This window comes from Desulfatibacillum alkenivorans DSM 16219 (assembly GCF_900142135.1).
Taxonomy (GTDB): Bacteria; Desulfobacterota; Desulfobacteria; order Desulfobacterales; family Desulfatibacillaceae; genus Desulfatibacillum; species Desulfatibacillum alkenivorans.
Window position 1 is genome coordinate 35333 of sequence record NZ_FQZU01000019.1, and the last position, 15916, is coordinate 51248.

19 protein-coding genes are annotated in these 15916 nt (G+C 45.3%); 11 read left to right on the forward strand and 8 right to left on the reverse strand.

Features of this window, described 5'->3' with window-relative positions; translation table 11 throughout:
- Window positions 1-38 precede the first annotated feature (38 nt).
- The 3 genes from BUE18_RS15210 to BUE18_RS15220 are packed head-to-tail and all read left to right on the forward strand — an operon-like array spanning window position 39 to window position 4730.
- A complete protein-coding gene (locus BUE18_RS15210; protein ID WP_083611052.1) occupies window positions 39-1652 on the forward strand; it encodes a DNA primase family protein in 1614 nt (537 codons plus the stop codon).
- 29 nt (window positions 1653-1681) lie between these two features.
- A complete protein-coding gene (locus tag BUE18_RS15215) occupies window positions 1682-4375 on the forward strand; it encodes a DNA polymerase (RefSeq protein WP_073476985.1) in 2694 nt (897 codons plus the stop codon).
- Between the two features lie 52 nt (window positions 4376-4427).
- The gene (locus BUE18_RS15220) at window positions 4428-4730 is read left to right on the forward strand and encodes a hypothetical protein (protein ID WP_073476986.1); all 303 of its coding nucleotides are present in this window, start codon (window positions 4428-4430) and stop codon (window positions 4728-4730) included.
- 74 nt (window positions 4731-4804) lie between these two features.
- Here BUE18_RS15220 and BUE18_RS15225 read toward each other — a convergent pair whose 3' ends face one another.
- A complete protein-coding gene (locus BUE18_RS15225) occupies window positions 4805-6067 on the reverse strand; it encodes a hypothetical protein (protein ID WP_073476988.1) in 1263 nt (420 codons plus the stop codon).
- A gap of 134 nt (window positions 6068-6201) precedes the next feature.
- Window positions 6202-6612, reverse strand: coding sequence for a hypothetical protein (locus BUE18_RS15230; protein ID WP_073476990.1), 411 nt, complete (start codon window positions 6610-6612; stop codon window positions 6202-6204).
- 149 nt (window positions 6613-6761) lie between these two features.
- On the opposite strand from BUE18_RS15230, the gene BUE18_RS15235 reads away from it, so the two are divergent.
- The gene (locus BUE18_RS15235; protein ID WP_073476992.1) at window positions 6762-7109 is read left to right on the forward strand and encodes a helix-turn-helix domain-containing protein; all 348 of its coding nucleotides are present in this window, start codon (window positions 6762-6764) and stop codon (window positions 7107-7109) included.
- A gap of 194 nt (window positions 7110-7303) precedes the next feature.
- Here the strand turns inward: BUE18_RS15235 and BUE18_RS15245 are convergent, their stop codons facing one another.
- On the reverse strand, window positions 7304-8221 hold the full coding sequence (locus BUE18_RS15245; protein ID WP_073476996.1) for a helix-turn-helix transcriptional regulator: 918 nt from the start codon (window positions 8219-8221) through the stop codon (window positions 7304-7306).
- 191 nt (window positions 8222-8412) lie between these two features.
- On the opposite strand from BUE18_RS15245, the gene BUE18_RS15250 reads away from it, so the two are divergent.
- Genes BUE18_RS15250 through BUE18_RS15265 form a run of 4 tightly spaced genes read left to right on the forward strand, consistent with a single transcriptional unit; the run spans window position 8413 to window position 10614 of the window.
- Window positions 8413-9285: a hypothetical protein gene (locus BUE18_RS15250; RefSeq protein WP_073476998.1), complete on the forward strand. Its 873-nt coding sequence runs from the start codon at window positions 8413-8415 to the stop codon at window positions 9283-9285.
- A 14-nt stretch (window positions 9286-9299) separates the two neighbouring features.
- A complete protein-coding gene (locus BUE18_RS15255; RefSeq protein WP_073477000.1) occupies window positions 9300-9668 on the forward strand; it encodes a hypothetical protein in 369 nt (122 codons plus the stop codon).
- A gap of 56 nt (window positions 9669-9724) precedes the next feature.
- On the forward strand, window positions 9725-10291 hold the full coding sequence (locus BUE18_RS15260; RefSeq protein ID WP_073477002.1) for a hypothetical protein: 567 nt from the start codon (window positions 9725-9727) through the stop codon (window positions 10289-10291).
- A gap of 35 nt (window positions 10292-10326) precedes the next feature.
- A complete protein-coding gene (locus tag BUE18_RS15265; RefSeq protein ID WP_073477004.1) occupies window positions 10327-10614 on the forward strand; it encodes a DUF6915 family protein in 288 nt (95 codons plus the stop codon).
- 9 nt (window positions 10615-10623) lie between these two features.
- On the opposite strand, the gene BUE18_RS15270 is transcribed toward BUE18_RS15265, so the two are convergent.
- The 5 genes from BUE18_RS15270 to BUE18_RS15285 all read right to left on the reverse strand — a co-directional run bounded on the left by BUE18_RS15270 (window position 10624) and on the right by BUE18_RS15285 (window position 13312).
- A complete protein-coding gene (locus tag BUE18_RS15270) occupies window positions 10624-11307 on the reverse strand; it encodes a hypothetical protein (RefSeq protein WP_073477006.1) in 684 nt (227 codons plus the stop codon).
- A 96-nt stretch (window positions 11308-11403) separates the two neighbouring features.
- Complete coding sequence (locus tag BUE18_RS15275) at window positions 11404-11922, reverse strand: MucR family transcriptional regulator (protein ID WP_073477008.1); 519 nt, start codon at window positions 11920-11922, stop codon at window positions 11404-11406.
- 158 nt (window positions 11923-12080) lie between these two features.
- On the reverse strand, window positions 12081-12614 hold the full coding sequence (locus tag BUE18_RS15280) for a HEPN family nuclease (RefSeq protein ID WP_073477016.1): 534 nt from the start codon (window positions 12612-12614) through the stop codon (window positions 12081-12083).
- A gap of 66 nt (window positions 12615-12680) precedes the next feature.
- A complete protein-coding gene (locus BUE18_RS27535) occupies window positions 12681-13019 on the reverse strand; it encodes a hypothetical protein (RefSeq protein ID WP_139264761.1) in 339 nt (112 codons plus the stop codon).
- Window positions 13016-13312, reverse strand: coding sequence for a hypothetical protein (locus BUE18_RS15285; RefSeq protein WP_073477018.1), 297 nt, complete (start codon window positions 13310-13312; stop codon window positions 13016-13018). Before BUE18_RS15285 ends, BUE18_RS27535 begins: the two co-directional genes overlap by 4 nt.
- Window positions 13313-13658: 346 nt before the next feature.
- On the opposite strand from BUE18_RS15285, the gene BUE18_RS15290 reads away from it, so the two are divergent.
- The 3 genes from BUE18_RS15290 to BUE18_RS15300 all read left to right on the forward strand — a co-directional run bounded on the left by BUE18_RS15290 (window position 13659) and on the right by BUE18_RS15300 (window position 15575).
- Entirely contained in the window at window positions 13659-14354 is a 696-nt protein-coding gene (locus tag BUE18_RS15290) for a hypothetical protein (protein ID WP_073477020.1), read from the forward strand.
- A 128-nt stretch (window positions 14355-14482) separates the two neighbouring features.
- On the forward strand, window positions 14483-15301 hold the full coding sequence (locus tag BUE18_RS15295) for a PD-(D/E)XK nuclease family protein (protein WP_073477021.1): 819 nt from the start codon (window positions 14483-14485) through the stop codon (window positions 15299-15301).
- Window positions 15294-15575, forward strand: a complete 282-nt coding sequence (locus tag BUE18_RS15300; protein WP_073477023.1) for a hypothetical protein — start codon at window positions 15294-15296, stop codon at window positions 15573-15575. The genes BUE18_RS15295 and BUE18_RS15300 overlap by 8 nt, the downstream gene beginning before the upstream one ends.
- Window positions 15576-15916: the final 341 nt, after the last annotated feature.

A 15916-nucleotide genomic window follows, 5' to 3' on the forward strand; every position in this document is an offset into this window, starting at 1 on the left:
CTGTCTTCCTCCATAATTTTAATGGAGGAATTTAATTAATGAGTAAAATTAATTATGAAAGTAATGTAGTAGGTATTGAAACAAAGTTAAAAAATGCAGGAGTTGATATCGATAAAGTACAACAGTATGAAGATGCAAATGATAGGATTAATCAAGAAGAGCAACAGAAATATCTGAATCAGCAGAATGTCAGGCAAACATCAAGTGTAGATTCTAAAGATATTCTTAAAGCTCTATATTCAGAAGAAGACGGCGATGCTAGTCTGTATATAAAAATCCATAAAGATCACTTCTGTTTCGACCATGCGGCAGGCAAGTGGTTTGAGTGGAAGGGGCATCACTGGGAACTGGACAAACTCAATCAGGCCACGGCTGACATTGATGCTGTTATTGATGCTTATGGAAGTGAAGTACCCAGGCAGTCTGCAAAAGGATTGGAGGCTACAAAGGCTAACGATTCGGAAGCCAGAAAAAAGCACGAGAAGATTGAGAAAGACTTAAAGGATCGTATTGCTCAACTTCAGCACAGGAGCAGAAGGATCAATGTGCTTAAATTAGCAATGGCTGGAAGAGAGTCCCTTGCTATCTCAGGGGAAGAATGGGACTTGAATCCTTGGCTGCTGGGTTGCCCAAACGGGACCATAGACCTAAAGACTGGCGATTTCAGGCCCGGAGAACAATCCGATTATATACAAGCTATATGCCCGACCGAATGGAAAGGTTTGGATGCCCAATGTCCGAACTGGGAGAAGTTTTTGAAAGAGGTTTTTAATAACGATGCAGATCTTGTTTCCTATATGCAAAGGCTCTTTGGATACGGTCTTACAGGCCTTTCCACCGAGCATGTACTGCCGATCCTTTATGGGCAAGGGCGCAACGGCAAAGGCACACTCTTGGAGACGCTATCACACGTTTTAGGAGAGTTGGCCCAGCCGGTTCAAGCAGAAATGCTGTTAGAACAGGGGAGAGCCCGATCCAGTTCCGCTCCAAGTGCGGACCTCATGAAACTGCGTGGTTGCAGAATGGTTTGGGCAAGTGAAACGGACGAGGGAAGAAGACTGAACGCTGGGAAAGTCAAGTGGTTGACCGGCGGTGACTCTATTCCAGCAAGACCGCCATACGGGACGCGAATAATCACATTCAAGCCGACTCACACTTTATTCTTGATTACCAATCACAAACCAAGAGTCCCCGGTGATGAATACGCTTTGTGGAAACGAATACACCTGATCCCCTTCTCTTTATCGTTTGTCCCCGATCCACAGCTTCCTGATGAGCGTCCGGCAGATAAACGCCTGCCTCAAAAATTACAAGATGAAGCGCCAGGGATACTTGCATGGTTAGTTAAGGGGTGCCTTGAATGGAAACGTATAGGCGACTTGAAACCACCCAGGTCCATAAAAGCCGCCACAGAAGCCTATCAAGAGCAGGAAGATATTCTTGGTCATTTTATATCGGATTGCTGCTCTATATCAGAAACAACCAAGGTAAGTGCAAGAAATCTTTATCAGGCCTATCAAGATTGGTGCAACCGGACAGGTCATTATGCCCTGTCGGAAACGAAATTCGGAATGCGTATGGGTCAGAAATTCAACAAGAAGAAGTCTGGCACGATGATTTATGAAGGTATTGAGTTAGCCGGAAATCTGTAACCATGACAGTCTTGGGAGGGTAGGGATAGTTGGAAGGCTTTGTAGTAAACTTTGGTATAGGAATTTACCCCCCTATAGAGGGGTTTCCCTACGAAAGCCTCCAAACCCTCCAAAGTGTCCCAAACCCTCCCAAATATAAAGAAAGTACCCTTATGAACATTCTTGATCTATTAAAAGAAGACAATTTTAAACCGGTGAAGGTTGCCAACACCAAGGGCGGGGAGTATGCGTGTTCCTGCCCATGGTGTGGCGGCGACGATCGGTTTCGCATCTGGCCCAAGCAAGGCAGCGGCAGGTTCTGGTGTAGGCAATGCAAAAAGTCAGGCGACAGAATCACATACCTGATGGATTATCGAAAAGAATCCTATCCCAATGCCTGCGCCTTATTGGGCATTAAACCTAAACCCAAGACATATTCCATATTGTCCAAGCCCAAGGCTCCCAACGGCTCATTCACGCCCTGGAAACCCTATCCGATTAAATACCCATCCCGCGATTGGCAGACTCAGGCCCGATTTTTTGTGTTCCAGGTCAGGGACAAATTATTAAAGAGCCCAGAAATTCTATCATACCTGAATAGCCGTGGCCTAAAATTGGACACAATTAAAAGGGCCTTTCTTGGATTCAATCCCGAAGACCGCTTTGAAGACAGAACCAAGTGGGGATTGCCGGAAGAGATGAATGTCCAGGGCAATCCTAAAAAGCTCTGGATTCCGAGAGGTATTGTGATCCCTTGTTATCGCAACGAGCAACTGGTTAGAGTTCGTGTTCGCCGAATGAATGAAGACGTGGAAAGAGACCGGCAACGAAATTCTTATCGGGAGCCTATTCGGTATTACAATCTCCCTGGTGGAGACGCCCATGCCTGCATGGTGCAAAATCAGAGCCCTTTTTACATAGTCGTAGAGTCCGACCTGGACGCAATTTTATTGGATCAAGAAGCCGGTGATTTAATCTCCGCTTTGGCTCTTGGTTCTGCACAGAATAGACCAGATGAAGAAACGTGCAGAGCCTTGAATGATGCGAAGGTTATACTCTTATCCTTGGACGCCGATTCTGCGGGAGCGAAAGAAGCCTGGACTTGGTGGCAAAATCAATTCCCCAACATGATTCGTTGGGCTCCGGTAAACGGCAAAGACCCTGGTGAGATGCATGAGAATGGAGAGAGCCTGAAGAACTGGATCGCAGCAGGGCTAAATAAAGCCGGTTATCTGGTGCAAGCATTGGCCCTGAGAAAGCAAGGAGCCGACGAACCACAGGTGATATCGGTTCCAGCAGACATGGCATTGGAGGACTTATTAGACCGGTTGAAGGACAAAAAACGGATTGCTGTCAACCTGGTTACTTCGGGCGACGATCCGTTCACCCATCACATCCTAAAAGTATACTTGGCGGCTGATGATTGCCCTATTCTGTGTGTTGATCTATCCAAGCTCCCAGATTCTGAACTGGACCCGTTACGTCAATTTTTTGAGTCCGGTGTTCCCAAGATTTTCTTCAATGCCAAGCCCCAGCTCCAGTTTCTATGGCGATCTGGGTTTAAGGTGAACGGTGGAATTGTGGATCTGATGCTCGCTGAACAGATTGTAACCGCCGGACTACAGGAACAGCCGCTCACCCTTGAAGGTCTGGTAGATAAGTATCTGGGCCACGAATCAACGGATGATGCATCGAGACCTCTGGCGATACTCCAGATGTTGCCCTTTTTAGGAACCAACATCACAAAATTGAAGTTACAAAATGTTGCAAGTCTGGAATTCAGATGCATCCAGCCAACAGCACTCATGGAACTGAACGGTATGAAAGTGGATGTTGATGGGTGGCAAATCGCATCCCAGTCTTTCAGAGAAGAACTTGCACAAAACCCGGATAACAACAGTCTGAAACACAAAATTGGATTCATGGATAATCTTTGCAATGCACTTCACCCCGTCACTGGTCGTATTCATGCTCAGTATAGCCAAATAGGGGCTCCCACTGGCAGATTCTCCTGTTCCAATCCTAACATGCAAGGGATTCCCAAAGACAAAGTTATCAGGGATTGTTTCGTGGCAGAAGCTGGGCATTGCTTGATCCGAGCAGACTATTCTCAGATTGAACTTCGGATCTTAGCTGAAATTTCCGGCGACCAACGAATGATCCAAGCCTTTAAGGACGGACAAGACCTCCACAAGCTAACTGCTTCTGAAGTCTCAGGGATCGCCTTTGATGAAGTAAGTGACGAACTACGCAAAGCAGCCAAGGCTATTAACTTCGGAGTGATCTATGGAATGGGGGCAGAAGGTCTTGTAACGTATGCTTGGAAGAATTTTGGTGTGCAAATGACCATAGAGCAGGCGAAGGATTACATGGATGGCTTATTCCTGGCTTATCCCGGCGTGAAAAAGTGGCGGGACCAGACTATCCAGAATACTCATGCGAAAGAGACATGCACCCTGCTTGGAAGAAAGAGATTCTGGTCTGATGATCCCAAAGTCACAGAGTTGCTGAATTCTCCAATCCAAGGCACTGCCGCCGACATTATGAAGATTGCCATGAAAAGAGTTTCAGAATGCATTACGGAGTATCCAGCCAAGGTAGTTGCCTGCATCCATGACGAACTTGTTATTGAATCCCCCATTGAGAAAGCCGAAATCGTCGCCAGAGTGGTTCAATATGAAATGGAAGAATCAGGAAGGCAGGTCTTGAAGAGTGTGCCGGTTGTGGTGGACATTGAAAGGTAAATCTGGAAATATATGTTCCCAGAAAACTCGAATCAACAAAGGGAGCCTGAATATGCCATTTGATCAAGAATCCACTGGTTATGAAAAAACGATTCTATCCGACTTGCAAGGAGCTTGGATTCTATTGCGCCAATCAGTGGTTGATACCAACGGATTTGAAGGATGGGACCGTGCTCTTTTCCACATTGATGAAGCAATGAGTTGGGAGGTAGTACGGGACTTAAGACGAATGCAACCCTTGCTGCTGGTCATTCGGAATATCTGTGCTCAGGGTCCAGCCCCTCAAGACGTGGTGGATTGTATTCAGGAGATTGATGAAATTCTAACCGAAACACTCACAATGTATCCGAAATAAAAAGAGCGGTTCCAGAGACTACAAAGGGGGCCAGCCTAAGCCAGCCCCCCTTTCAACACTACCGGGAAGATTGCCTATTTGAGTTCCGAAGACATGTTCCCATAAGAATCCACCTCATACACCTTGCTTCCAGATTTATGGGTTGCACTCAGGCGCATACTCCCAGAACTGCCATCCAGAATCTCCAGGGTAACTCCGTCAGACAATTTGAGTCCGTTCTTTTTCAGGGAGTCCAGGGTTAAATTCTGGTTGGGGTTCTCGCTGAAAAATAACTGAGCCGCCATGTTTGCCGAGTAGAGATCATACTGGGCCACGGAATTAGCATCGTCCCTGGTTAATCTGCCTTTGGGTCCGTGGCGTGAATACATTCTCGTGAAAAGCCGCTCCAAGGCGTACGGAGGTAACTCCTCTCCGTTTAAGTAGACCGCAATAGCCTGGACGGATTCTGTTTTCGGAATGACCTTAAACTTTATGGAGACCAGTTGCTTTTGGTCTTCATCTTCATACGTGCCGCTGACCACAACAAGCCCAATTCCATTTTCGCCCTCGTCTTCCGCCCAGTCCATATCGTCGAACGACTTATTCAATAATTTCCCAATACTGATGCCTGGATAATCATTGAGCTCAGCCTTTTTAACCATGGATGCAAGGTTACCGTCCCCCACCATACTGGTCAGGAGAGTAAGTGCAAACAACCCTCCCAATACCCCCAGAACAACTTTCTTCTGCGTCTCAGACGGTTCCACCGGGTTTTCCTGGGCAATGGAGATCAGGTCTTTTCTTTTGAAGAGATACATCGGGAAGACAATGATCCAGGCCAGTATGACGCCGACAACCCATTCAATAGGAGATGCGTCGGTCAATTTCCTGGAGTTGGGATCAGCCCCGATGTGATGCTTGGTAGCGTCCCTGTATACGTAGATCGCACCGTAGCCGCATGCGGCACAATACAGAGAGATCAATACGTTGTATACCAGGAATCCCATCCCATCGAAGCTATGCTGGAAACCCCAGATGATTTTGTTAATGAACTCCCACATTAAAAGGGCAATCGGAGCACCCGCTGCGATCCCGAGAGCGATGATTACAACCTTTTGTTTTTTATCGGATACTATAACCGGCTTTTCTTTGGCCTTCTCGATCAGGGAGTTCCGTTTAAAATAGTACAAGGGAGCAAACAAGAACCATAACACCATGGTTCCAATCGCATAAAACAAGGGCCTGTTAGTAAGATCCAGGCCCGGTCCGTCAATTTGCCTTCCGATTTTGTTCTTGGTTGCATCCCAATATACCCAGGCTGCACATCCGATCACGATCAACCACATCAACGTACCCATAACGCCTCCTTTTCAGATTCAAAAATAGATTCAGGGAGAGAAGTCGAGAACTCTCATAATTTCATATATATAGTGAAGAAACAGGCGCTTATTCCACCCAGGATAGCGCCCGGCAATGAAGGAGGGAGTACGGCTTATTTTCTATACAGTTTCACCCCTACGCCTTTAACCATGGCTTCCATGTTGTACTCCTTCCACAGAGCGAAAAGGAGGACGGTTCCCAGTGTGAGCAAGGCAGTGATTGCAAGAGCGACGCTAATAGAAACTACGGCTCCACCCTCCGTAATAATTATCAACGGAGCCAACTGGTAAACCGCAGTTCCCGCCACAGCCGAAGCCCCACCAGTAGCAGGACTTAAAGCTATCAGAGCTGTACCCGTTCCAGCAGTAGCCATCATAGCAGCCAATCCCCACTTGGTTAGCTTCCTGATCTTTTTGAAGTTAGTTACGTGCTTAGCCAGAGTCTCATCTTCTATGAAAATCTCTTTGTCTTTGCGCTTCAATGCCGCTTTGAGTTCCGCCTTGGTATTCACTATCGTAGCCATGATTTCCCTCCATGCAGTTGTCACAGAATGTTGAGTCTCCGCCATATTAACAGGCATTTTTATACGAGTCAATACAACAGAATCAACATATCGCCTCCTGTTTTACCAGGACTAAATTGTCTATTTGTTGGGAAACAGGGAGGATAGATATGTCTGGTTTGGAGAAGAAGATCGGGAAACGCATAGCGGAATTGCGGATAGAGAATAATCTTACCCAAGCGCAATTGGCTGAGGCAATGGGGCTGAGCGTGGAAAGCATCTCCAGAATGGAAAGGGGAGTGACTTTTCCATCGGTTAAGACATTAGCAAGGGTAGCTGAGGCTTTGGGGTCGTCTTTGAAGCAGTTTTTCGACTTTGACGAAAACGAAGTCCAGGGGGAAGGCTATCAACTGGAAATGGCAAAGCTGATTGCCCAGATAAAGAGCCTGGACGAAGGCGAGGTTGTGCTGCTCCGGCGAATTCTGAAAGAGATTGAGAAGTGGAAAGAAAGCAGGTAGGTAGCCTTCTTCGCCAATTTCAAATTTTTGAAGTTGCCCAGTTCGGTTTTATGGATGTCCAGGGCGAAATTAACAAAGGCCTGACTGTGGCGTCGATGAAAATGAATGAACTCGTGAAATCCTGGAATGCAGAGCGAATTCAGAAGTTAAGAATTTTTGTTAGAGGATGTATTATTGAAAAAGCTCCCCTTATCCTACTGATAAGCTGCGAGCATACCCCTAAGTGATTGCACGACTTTTTCTTTCAACCATTCCGGCTCCAGAATTTTGGCGTTTTCCCTAAAAGACAAAATCCAGGCAATGACCTCGACTTCTGAAGAGGCTTCAAATTCTATGATGGTGCTGCCGTCTTCCTGCTTTTCAATCTTCTGATGGTCGCTCCAGATTCTTTCACAAGCATAAACCGCAGCATGATGAAAGAATTGGCCTTTAACCAGAAACGTCTTTCCTTTCATAATCCCAAAGGTCTTATTGAAGAATGCCTCAAAATCATAGTTTTGTGGTGGCTCGAAAGTGTTTTCCAATACTTCTACCTTGTTGAATCTATGGACCGAAAAAAGTGGGAAAAAATCATCCTCTTTATTCGGTTCTCCCTGTGGGTTCGAGCGCTGGGCATGAACATAGAGAGAGTCTTTGTGGGAAAAAATTTTTAAAGGCAATATATGAAAAGAATGTGCCTTTTCAGCATAGAGTGCCTGGTATGAAACCCGGCACACCCGCTTGCTGGAGATTGCTGTTATGAGATTCTGCAATATATCCTGGTAGGGAGTATAATCGATGGTGCCAGGGCTGATGCTCCCAAACTCATTGCCGGTAGTTCCACATTCGCCGTCTGACAACAATCCATAGCTTTTCTGCATGGCCCTTGTCGCTTCTTCAAACTGTTTATCGCCTAAAAGATGCCGGGTGAATGCTTGGCACATTTCCAAAATGGCAATTTCGTTGGTGGACAAAGGAAGGATGGGATATCTTTTAACTGTGGGAATACGGAAATAGAGCTGTTTGCCAACCTTCTCTTCTTCGATTGGAATGAAATGGGACATACATATATCATCAACTATGCGCCTGACCGTGGGCTTTGAACAATCCAGCATTCTTGCCAACTCGGTCATGGATCTGCGTCTTCCTGTGAAAAGCAGGTCAGCAAAAACCTGAATTATTTTCTCTCCATACCTGGAATCAGGATTATTTTTTCTGGGCACTTTTTTCTCCATTTTTTATTATCGTTATGTTTAATGAAACGATAGCATGATAATAGTCCTCCTGTAAATTTGGATCTATTTCAATTCCAGGGGAGGGCTACATGCTGATCACGAGGAGATCCTTTGTATCGGACATGAGCCGAATCGGTCTTTTGGTGGGTGCCGCCAGCATCATGAACGGGGTATCGTTCCTGATGCCCCGTGCGGCTGATGGAGTAGATGTGAACCGCGACGAAAATCTTGACTTTGGCCTCAAGGCTTGTGTCGTGGGTGTAGGCCAAGCAGGCTTGGCGATCACAAGTCAACTGCAGTTCGATCAACCGGCGCACAGGCTTCCAGTCATGCACCTTGACCGGGATCATGCTTTGGTGTCGCGTGTGCTCGCTTCAAGCCACCTGGTCTTTATGGCAGGGTCGATAAAGGATCCCGCGCTTGACGCATTGCGAACACTGGCTGCTGATTTAGGCGTCAGTTTGTTGGTGTTGTTCGAGGATATGCCAGAAATCAGCGGAATTGCTCACTCCCTCAGCCCAAGTGATAGAGAGTGTGTAGTGCCCTTGAATAGGCGTACTGAATTTGGGATGGCGAGCACCGTGATCAGTGAAATATACGGAGCACTGGCCCTACCTGGCCTCGTCTGCATGGATTTTGCGGATGTGCACGATGTGCTGTCTGGGATAATCTGCCGGACGTACACCCTGGTTGCCGCTGACATCAAAACCGGCATCAGGGTTTTCAGGGAGAGGCTGGATATAACACGTACCTTGTCCAAGGTGGATGGAGGTCTTGTGATCCTGTCCACGGATCATAACCGGCAGGAACCGCTTGAGTCGTACTTAGAGTTCGAGGAGGAACTACATCGTCACGTTCGCCCCGATGCTAACATCTTTTGGTGCGCGAATGTGCTGGGGGCGATGCCTGAAGGTTTTCGCATGACAGTCATTGCGGGTCAGCGCCCGAATAGCGGAATTTAATAGGGAGGACCATCATGTTTTTACCCGCGTTTACACCTTGGGAAACCGATGAACTTATTCTGCAGAATGTTTCCAAACTTAGCCATGTGGATATTGGGAACCCTGATTCAGTCCATGAAAGAATTACCATTCTTGAATCACTGGGAAGTGTTGCAGAAAATGGGTTGATTGAGTACGGCTCTCCTATAGACGAGAATGAGGCCAGATTCGTTATGGACATTTTTTGGAATGCTTTTAATATGTTAAAACGAGAAGAAGGATTGCACTTTAAAATTGCCCTTATCCAATATAAGTGTTGTCTAAGGCTTCTCCATTTAGTCTTTGGTTTGCTTTACGATAACTTTGGCTTTGAAATGCCGGAAAAAATGAGATATATGGTGTAGCATACTTCTTGTGTCATAAGGTCAATTGCAACCATACATATCAAGAAAGGGGAACGATGGAAAACGTATACTTCAAACCTTGGGTCGGAAGCCAATATGGAACAGGCAAGGATAGGATTCTCTTACTGGGTGAGTCGCACTATGCTGATCGTAAACCTTCTCCCAGTTTCACAATTGATCTTACTCAAGAATACATAGATGGAGAATTGAGGCACCGGTATTGGACCCAAATCATGCAAGTTGTCTCTGGAAAAAGGCATTGGGATATTGATAAGCATAGTTTTTGGCATGAAGTTGCTTTTTACAACTTTATTCAAGACGTGGTTGGAGACTCCGCTGGTAAACCACCGACAAGCCAACTGATTGAAAATAGTGTAGTTCCATTTTTCGAGGTATTATCTGAACTTAAGCCCACTCACCTTTTAGTTTTATCCAAGCGCCTTTGGGGGTATTTGCCTTCAGACGGCAAACAAGGATCCGATCTTGTTATCGAAAATGACAAGAGGGAAACAAGGATCTACAACATTCCTGGAGGAGAAGTGAAAGCCACGTGGCTGCCCCATCCATCATATTTTAGCGCGCCGAAATGGCACCCATGGGTTGTTGCGTTCCTAAAACAATAGTGTATTTGTAAAATTTTTTTAATCTGCTGGAATCCATGAAATGCTCCGACCACTGCGCCGAGTCTATTAAGCTCTTTGGCAAACCGTTTGAAGAGGTCCATCTATGGCTGGATGAATTTGCCGGGTCTCCCGAATATGGGATGCGCCACCGCAAAGTCCGGCACCACGAACAGGGCATACAGAAAGCCATTCGCTTATTCGGAGAAGAAGCCGGTCTCGTAGCCAGACAACATATCATCTCAGACCTGAAAGAAGAGGGCTGGACCGAAAACGATCCTTTTCCCAAGGATGAGGCTGATTATGTTCGGATGGGATTGTTTTGACCTAAAATCTTAACTTGCACCGCTAAAAATGACTTCATCATCAACGTTCCACCCTGATTCCTTCGCCCAAATAGCAACGGTTGCAGGGGCATTTTTCAACTGTGCGGTCGGCATTTGCACAGTACAAATTATTGATTCCGGGTATTTGTGAGCATAAGCTCCAACCATCGCCTTGGTTGATTTGTATAAACATTCTTGATTATTTCTTGAGCAGCGAGTGACAAAAAAACGTATCGGGGAGGGGATCATAAGGAGTTTATATAGATCCCACATCATATCGTTATTATCGTCCTGCCAACCCTTTTTTTGCAAAGCAACAGCATGGTTCTCATATCCCTCTGATTCAGCAGTTAGGACAGTCTCATAAGGATGCGTTTTTCCGTACATAATATTAATATCTACCAGACACTCTTCTGACCAGATATTTGAGTTTTGTGTCTTAACCTTCTTTGGACGAGAACCTTTCTTCATAGGGCTAACACAGAGGCTAAAGTCCTTTTGAGGACGATTTCCCACAACATCTGGCAACAAGTGGTCTAATGCCAGAACTACGATAGGTAGAAGATCTGCCTGCTTTATCCGGTTTACATTGTAGCTTTCGATTGCCCACTGAAATACAGACGAAATCTTCTGTATTGTAATATTCTGCTTCACTCTTCCCATGTCCAAAAAAAAAGATTGGTCCTTTTTCATTGCCACCTCCCCTGCCATTTTTAAGAATCACAATTGGCATAATTGCACATCCCCCAGTTCCTTTACAGGAACCAGGGGTGAATTCAGTTCACAATCTTATTCAGCCAGTGCATCCGCCTTAGGAGCAGCCTTTTTCTTAGGTGCCTTGGCTTTCTTCGCATCTGCCTTTTTTGCGGTCCTGGCGGCTACCAGCTTATCAGCAAGGCCTTTTTCTTTGGCGACCTTTGCGCGATCCGCAGAGAGAGACTTGCAAGACAGAGGTTGCCGTTTCTTCATGCCGTATTTGGCCCTGTATTCGTTTGCTGTCATACCATGCTGCTCAAGGTGTTTGTTAGTCAGCATCTTGAATTCGGCACCGCACTCAAGGCATACCACTGACTTCTGACGAATGGACCGTAAAGGAGCTTCCCTAAGTTTTAAGAGTTTCTCAGGAATCTCTTCAGCCGGTTCCGTTTCAACTTCGGGTGCTTCTCCTGCTTCTTCCATTGACTTGATGGAAGCCAACGTTTGATATGCCTTTGTGATCGCTTCTGCCATTTCATCAGGTGTCATGGCAACGTGAGATGCCTGGGCTGTAACCATTTCTGCGGCAAGTTCATAAAGTGATTTGGACATGGGATGATCTCCTTTATATCGGGGGTTGGGGTGAAGTTTGGAATTAATATAGATAGTGTAATAGAAAATGGTGGCGGGAGTAAAGTAGATTCTACAGCCGCTAAAAACGCTATATAATTTACAAGCCTCCAGAGAGCGGATTAGTCAAGTGATAACTATCACCGTATGAATTTACCGTATTCATCTGATATATATAGAGCAAATACTCGTAATTGATCTACTGTAAAAATAATTTCAAAATCTTTTATTTTAGATTTTGTTATATTATACAATCTAACGCTAACAATGGAACCGTGTTGATTTAAAGGTTCAATATTCGTATGGGCAATAGCATGCCTAATTTTACGTATGAACCACGACTTCTTCATATTATTTTTTAGATCAATTTTGTGTTTTACAGATAATCCTGGTGTACTGGTTACTTGCGTATCGCATAAATTACCAACATCCAGCTCATTGAACTGAATATATCCAATTTGATTTGGAATTACATTGAAAAACTCATCGTCTATATCCCCAGAAAACGGACTATCTCTATCAGGATTTTCCGATACAGTAACAATTAATCCGAGCAAACAGTTGAGGAGAAAAGTCACCTCCTTATCTTTTTCTAAAAAATGACAGTAACTATTAACTAACATTTCGTGAGTTCGTTTGACAAAATCTCGTGAAAAAGAATGCATTTCAGTCATAACATCTATCCTTTGTTTTGTTGTTTCAAAAACACACGGTTATGCAGAGTGTAAAAACAACAAAAGTTAGAGACTATCAAGTAGATTTTTTGTTTCAGGCCAAGCCCATGAAGCTGCCTTTTCAATACTAAGGTTCCCTGAGTGTTGGCTATAATAGAAATTGATTCTTCCTGTAAAATATTTTGCTGCTGCGTTTATTTGTTGTGAATTATATTTTGGATTACCAATTCCTACCATTCCATAAATTAATATTTCGCAATAGGCAATCTTTTCTGATTTAGGCATTCTTTCCCAATCGTAGCCATTAGCTGGAGGTGCTGAAGAAAATGAACTACTCATAATTGATATAAAAAATACTAACAGGATAATAAAAAATATTATATTTTTACCTTTTCTTAGCATCATTTGTAGTAACCCTTTTTATAACCAGCAATGAATCCATCTCTAAAGGCAAGATCAACTACGTCTTCTGAGTGCCCAACTTTCTGTTTTAATGCTGTTATAACCATTTGAATCCCAGGGTCACTTAGCACCTCTTCTGGAGAGTAACTATAACCATCCGCTTTATCTGACATACCGCTTTCAACACCAGCTTCGTATGCATAGTCATAGATGATTTTATACAGGTCATCAGAGTAGCCAACAGAAACCAAGCCAGATATAATCACCATTAAAATAAATAATATTCTAGTTTTCATTAGCTTTCTCCCTATAGAAGTATTGGGTAATATTCTTGGATATAATTCTCCCCCAAGATATTTTGGATTTTTAAATGGTATTTATATGATTATTATATCTTGGTTAAACACGCTATTCAAGATTTTTTTTAATTTTTATGTAAACTAATATACATATTAAATTTAAAGGTCTTTCTTTAATAAAACAAAGACTTATGCTTCCTCATCCGTGAAAAGGAGCCGCCTATGCCCATTGACCCCAAGAAAGTACGAACTGTTTTGAAAATCTCATTGGAAGTGCTCAAGACCATCTTGAGCGCCACAGATGCCCCGCCATCAACCCACAAACAAGAAAGGGAAAAATCCAATGCCGAAGACAACCACAAAAACCACAAACCTTGACTCAGCCCAGAACGAAGCAGTGAACCTTGACCCCAGATGGATCGTGAAGATCGAAGGACGGGATTTCGTCACTTACCCTGGTCTGCTTGATCTTGGGCATCAAAAGGGTCTGGAATCCATCGAGGTGGAACCGCTGCAACTGCCCAACGACCAGAACGGGTTCTTCGCCGTGTGCAAAGCGGTGGTCACATCCAAGAACGGAGAGACCTTCACCGACATCGGAGACGCAAACCCGCAAAATACGTCTTCCAGGGTGTCCAAGCATCTGCTCAGAATGGCTTCTACCCGTTCAATAGCCCGTGCCCTTCGCACCTTCACCAACATCGGCATGACCTGCCTGGAAGAACTGGATGGAGATTTCAGTGCAAAAGACCAGGGGAATAATGCTGCCCATACCAGCCCCAGGAAACAGGCTCCCAAAGCTGCGCCTAAGTCTCAAGCCGCCACTCCCAAAACCTCCGCCCCTTCCCAAGGCACTAAACCAGCCATGTCTGACTCCCAGAAACGGGCCATTTATGCCATATCCAAACGCCAGGGTATGAACGAAGAAGACATCAACGCCCTTACCGTCGAGCTGTTCAACCGCGATTTCGATCATCTGAATGTCCACGAAGCATCCTCCGTCATCTCCCACCTCCAGAACAACAAAGCCGCCGCCTAAACCAACCAGCAAAACACAATCTGAGATCACAACTTAACCAGGGGCATACCCAGGACCGTATTTCTGCGTCCTGATTTAACCCCTGTTTTGTGAAGTTTTCTTCATTTTCCAACATGGAGGTGAAATGGATGGACCTACAAGAACTACGTTCTCAACCCCATTTATCGTGCTCAAGCATCAGCCTTTACCTGGATTGCAGCTTAGCCTACAAATTCCGATACGTGGACCGGCTCAAATCAGAATCTGTATCGGATGCTCTGGTCTTTGGATCTGCTATTCATACCGTATTAGAACGATTTTACAACTCGCTCATGATCGGCGAAGTTATTCCCGTGGACGCCCTAGTTGACCTCTGGGAGCTGACCTGGAAGGAACACGCTCATGGTCGTGACGAGATCCACTGGAAGCGGGGCAATGACTTCGACAAAGGTTTGGAAACCGGAGCCGGGTTATTGAGAGCATTCTCACAGAAATTCGAGGTGGTGGATACAGCGATCATCTGCGTGGAAGAGGCGTTCAGTCTTGAGATTGAAGGTCTGGATATCCCGGTTATTGGGGTATTCGACCTTGTGCTTCAAGACCTGGCTTCCGGGCTGGTTACCATCGTGGATCACAAAACCAGAGCCAAAGCCATGCCCGAAAGAGATGCAAACGAGTCTCTTCAGGCATCCATTTATGCTCTGGCTGCGAAGACCAACGGGTTCGGTTTCAATGACCTTCTCCTTCGCTTCGACTGCCTTATCAAGACGAAAGAGCCCAAATTCGAGCAGGTGTACACGACGCGATCTGAACTTGAAATTTTTCAAGTTGCCCGGCTTATCAAACAAGTCTGGGCTGGAATACAGGCGGAGGTGTGGTTGCCTAATCTGGGCTCTTGGAAATGCTCTGGATGTGGTTACAAGCAGGCCTGCCAGGATTGGATGCAGGAGGGATACGACCATGGATGATAAAACCGTCTCAACTGCACAGAACTGGCTGACCATCGACCAGGGCCATACCGAACTCAAACTGGTGGACCTGACTATGATTATGCACCGGCACTCCCCCGATAAGGTGCTTGAGTTCCTGGGATACCTCTGCCAGGATTACGACCGCCACCTGAAACGCCATATCCGCAAAGACAAGACCGATCCCAGAATCAACGACATCGTAGCCAGGAGATTCCGGGTCAAAATGGCTCTGAATACTCTCCGTAACGCCATGACCAGGAAGGCTGCCTGATTACAGTTGCAAGATCTCGCAAGCCTAACTTTCCAGTCATTCTGGAGGGTATAGAGGGTTTGGATACTTTTGCAGAGAAACCCCCTATAAGGGAGGTAATTTCCTATACCAAAGTTTACTACAAATCCCTCCAACTATCCCTACCCTCCCAAATATCAGCTTAAACTCCATGATCTAACCTGTTTCAAAGAGAGTAAAGAGGGTTTGAGGGTTTTGTATAGAAACTCCCTATAAGAGGAGGGGTAATTTTATATCTCAGAGTTTACTGCAAAAGGGTCTAACTCTCTCAACCCTCTTGAACATCTCCTGTTCAAGCATCCCAACGATAAAAACTAACCACA

Excerpts from the sequence above, each read along its gene's own strand:
- BUE18_RS15245 (WP_073476996.1), bottom strand. The coding sequence starts at position 8,221 with ATGACCGAGTTGGCAAGAATGCTGGATTGTTCAAAGCCCACGGTCAGG.
- BUE18_RS15280 (WP_073477016.1), bottom strand. The coding sequence starts at position 12,614 with ATGACTGAAATGCATTCTTTTTCACGAGATTTTGTCAAACGAACTCAC.
- BUE18_RS27535 (WP_139264761.1), bottom strand. The coding sequence starts at position 13,019 with ATGATGCTAAGAAAAGGTAAAAATATAATATTTTTTATTATCCTGTTA.
- BUE18_RS15210 (WP_083611052.1), top strand. The coding sequence starts at position 39 with ATGAGTAAAATTAATTATGAAAGTAATGTAGTAGGTATTGAAACAAAG.
- BUE18_RS15255 (WP_073477000.1), top strand. The coding sequence starts at position 9,300 with ATGTTTTTACCCGCGTTTACACCTTGGGAAACCGATGAACTTATTCTG.
- BUE18_RS15220 (WP_073476986.1), top strand. The coding sequence starts at position 4,428 with ATGCCATTTGATCAAGAATCCACTGGTTATGAAAAAACGATTCTATCC.
- BUE18_RS15285 (WP_073477018.1), bottom strand. The coding sequence starts at position 13,312 with ATGAAAACTAGAATATTATTTATTTTAATGGTGATTATATCTGGCTTG.
- BUE18_RS15270 (WP_073477006.1), bottom strand. The coding sequence starts at position 11,307 with ATGAAAAAGGACCAATCTTTTTTTTTGGACATGGGAAGAGTGAAGCAG.
- BUE18_RS15235 (WP_073476992.1), top strand. The coding sequence starts at position 6,762 with ATGTCTGGTTTGGAGAAGAAGATCGGGAAACGCATAGCGGAATTGCGG.
- BUE18_RS15300 (WP_073477023.1), top strand. The coding sequence starts at position 15,294 with ATGGATGATAAAACCGTCTCAACTGCACAGAACTGGCTGACCATCGAC.
- BUE18_RS15250 (WP_073476998.1), top strand. The coding sequence starts at position 8,413 with ATGCTGATCACGAGGAGATCCTTTGTATCGGACATGAGCCGAATCGGT.
- BUE18_RS15265 (WP_073477004.1), top strand. The coding sequence starts at position 10,327 with ATGAAATGCTCCGACCACTGCGCCGAGTCTATTAAGCTCTTTGGCAAA.
- BUE18_RS15260 (WP_073477002.1), top strand. The coding sequence starts at position 9,725 with ATGGAAAACGTATACTTCAAACCTTGGGTCGGAAGCCAATATGGAACA.
- BUE18_RS15295 (WP_073477021.1), top strand. The coding sequence starts at position 14,483 with ATGGACCTACAAGAACTACGTTCTCAACCCCATTTATCGTGCTCAAGC.
- BUE18_RS15230 (WP_073476990.1), bottom strand. The coding sequence starts at position 6,612 with ATGGCTACGATAGTGAATACCAAGGCGGAACTCAAAGCGGCATTGAAG.
- BUE18_RS15275 (WP_073477008.1), bottom strand. The coding sequence starts at position 11,922 with ATGTCCAAATCACTTTATGAACTTGCCGCAGAAATGGTTACAGCCCAG.
- BUE18_RS15290 (WP_073477020.1), top strand. The coding sequence starts at position 13,659 with ATGCCGAAGACAACCACAAAAACCACAAACCTTGACTCAGCCCAGAAC.
- BUE18_RS15225 (WP_073476988.1), bottom strand. The coding sequence starts at position 6,067 with ATGGGTACGTTGATGTGGTTGATCGTGATCGGATGTGCAGCCTGGGTA.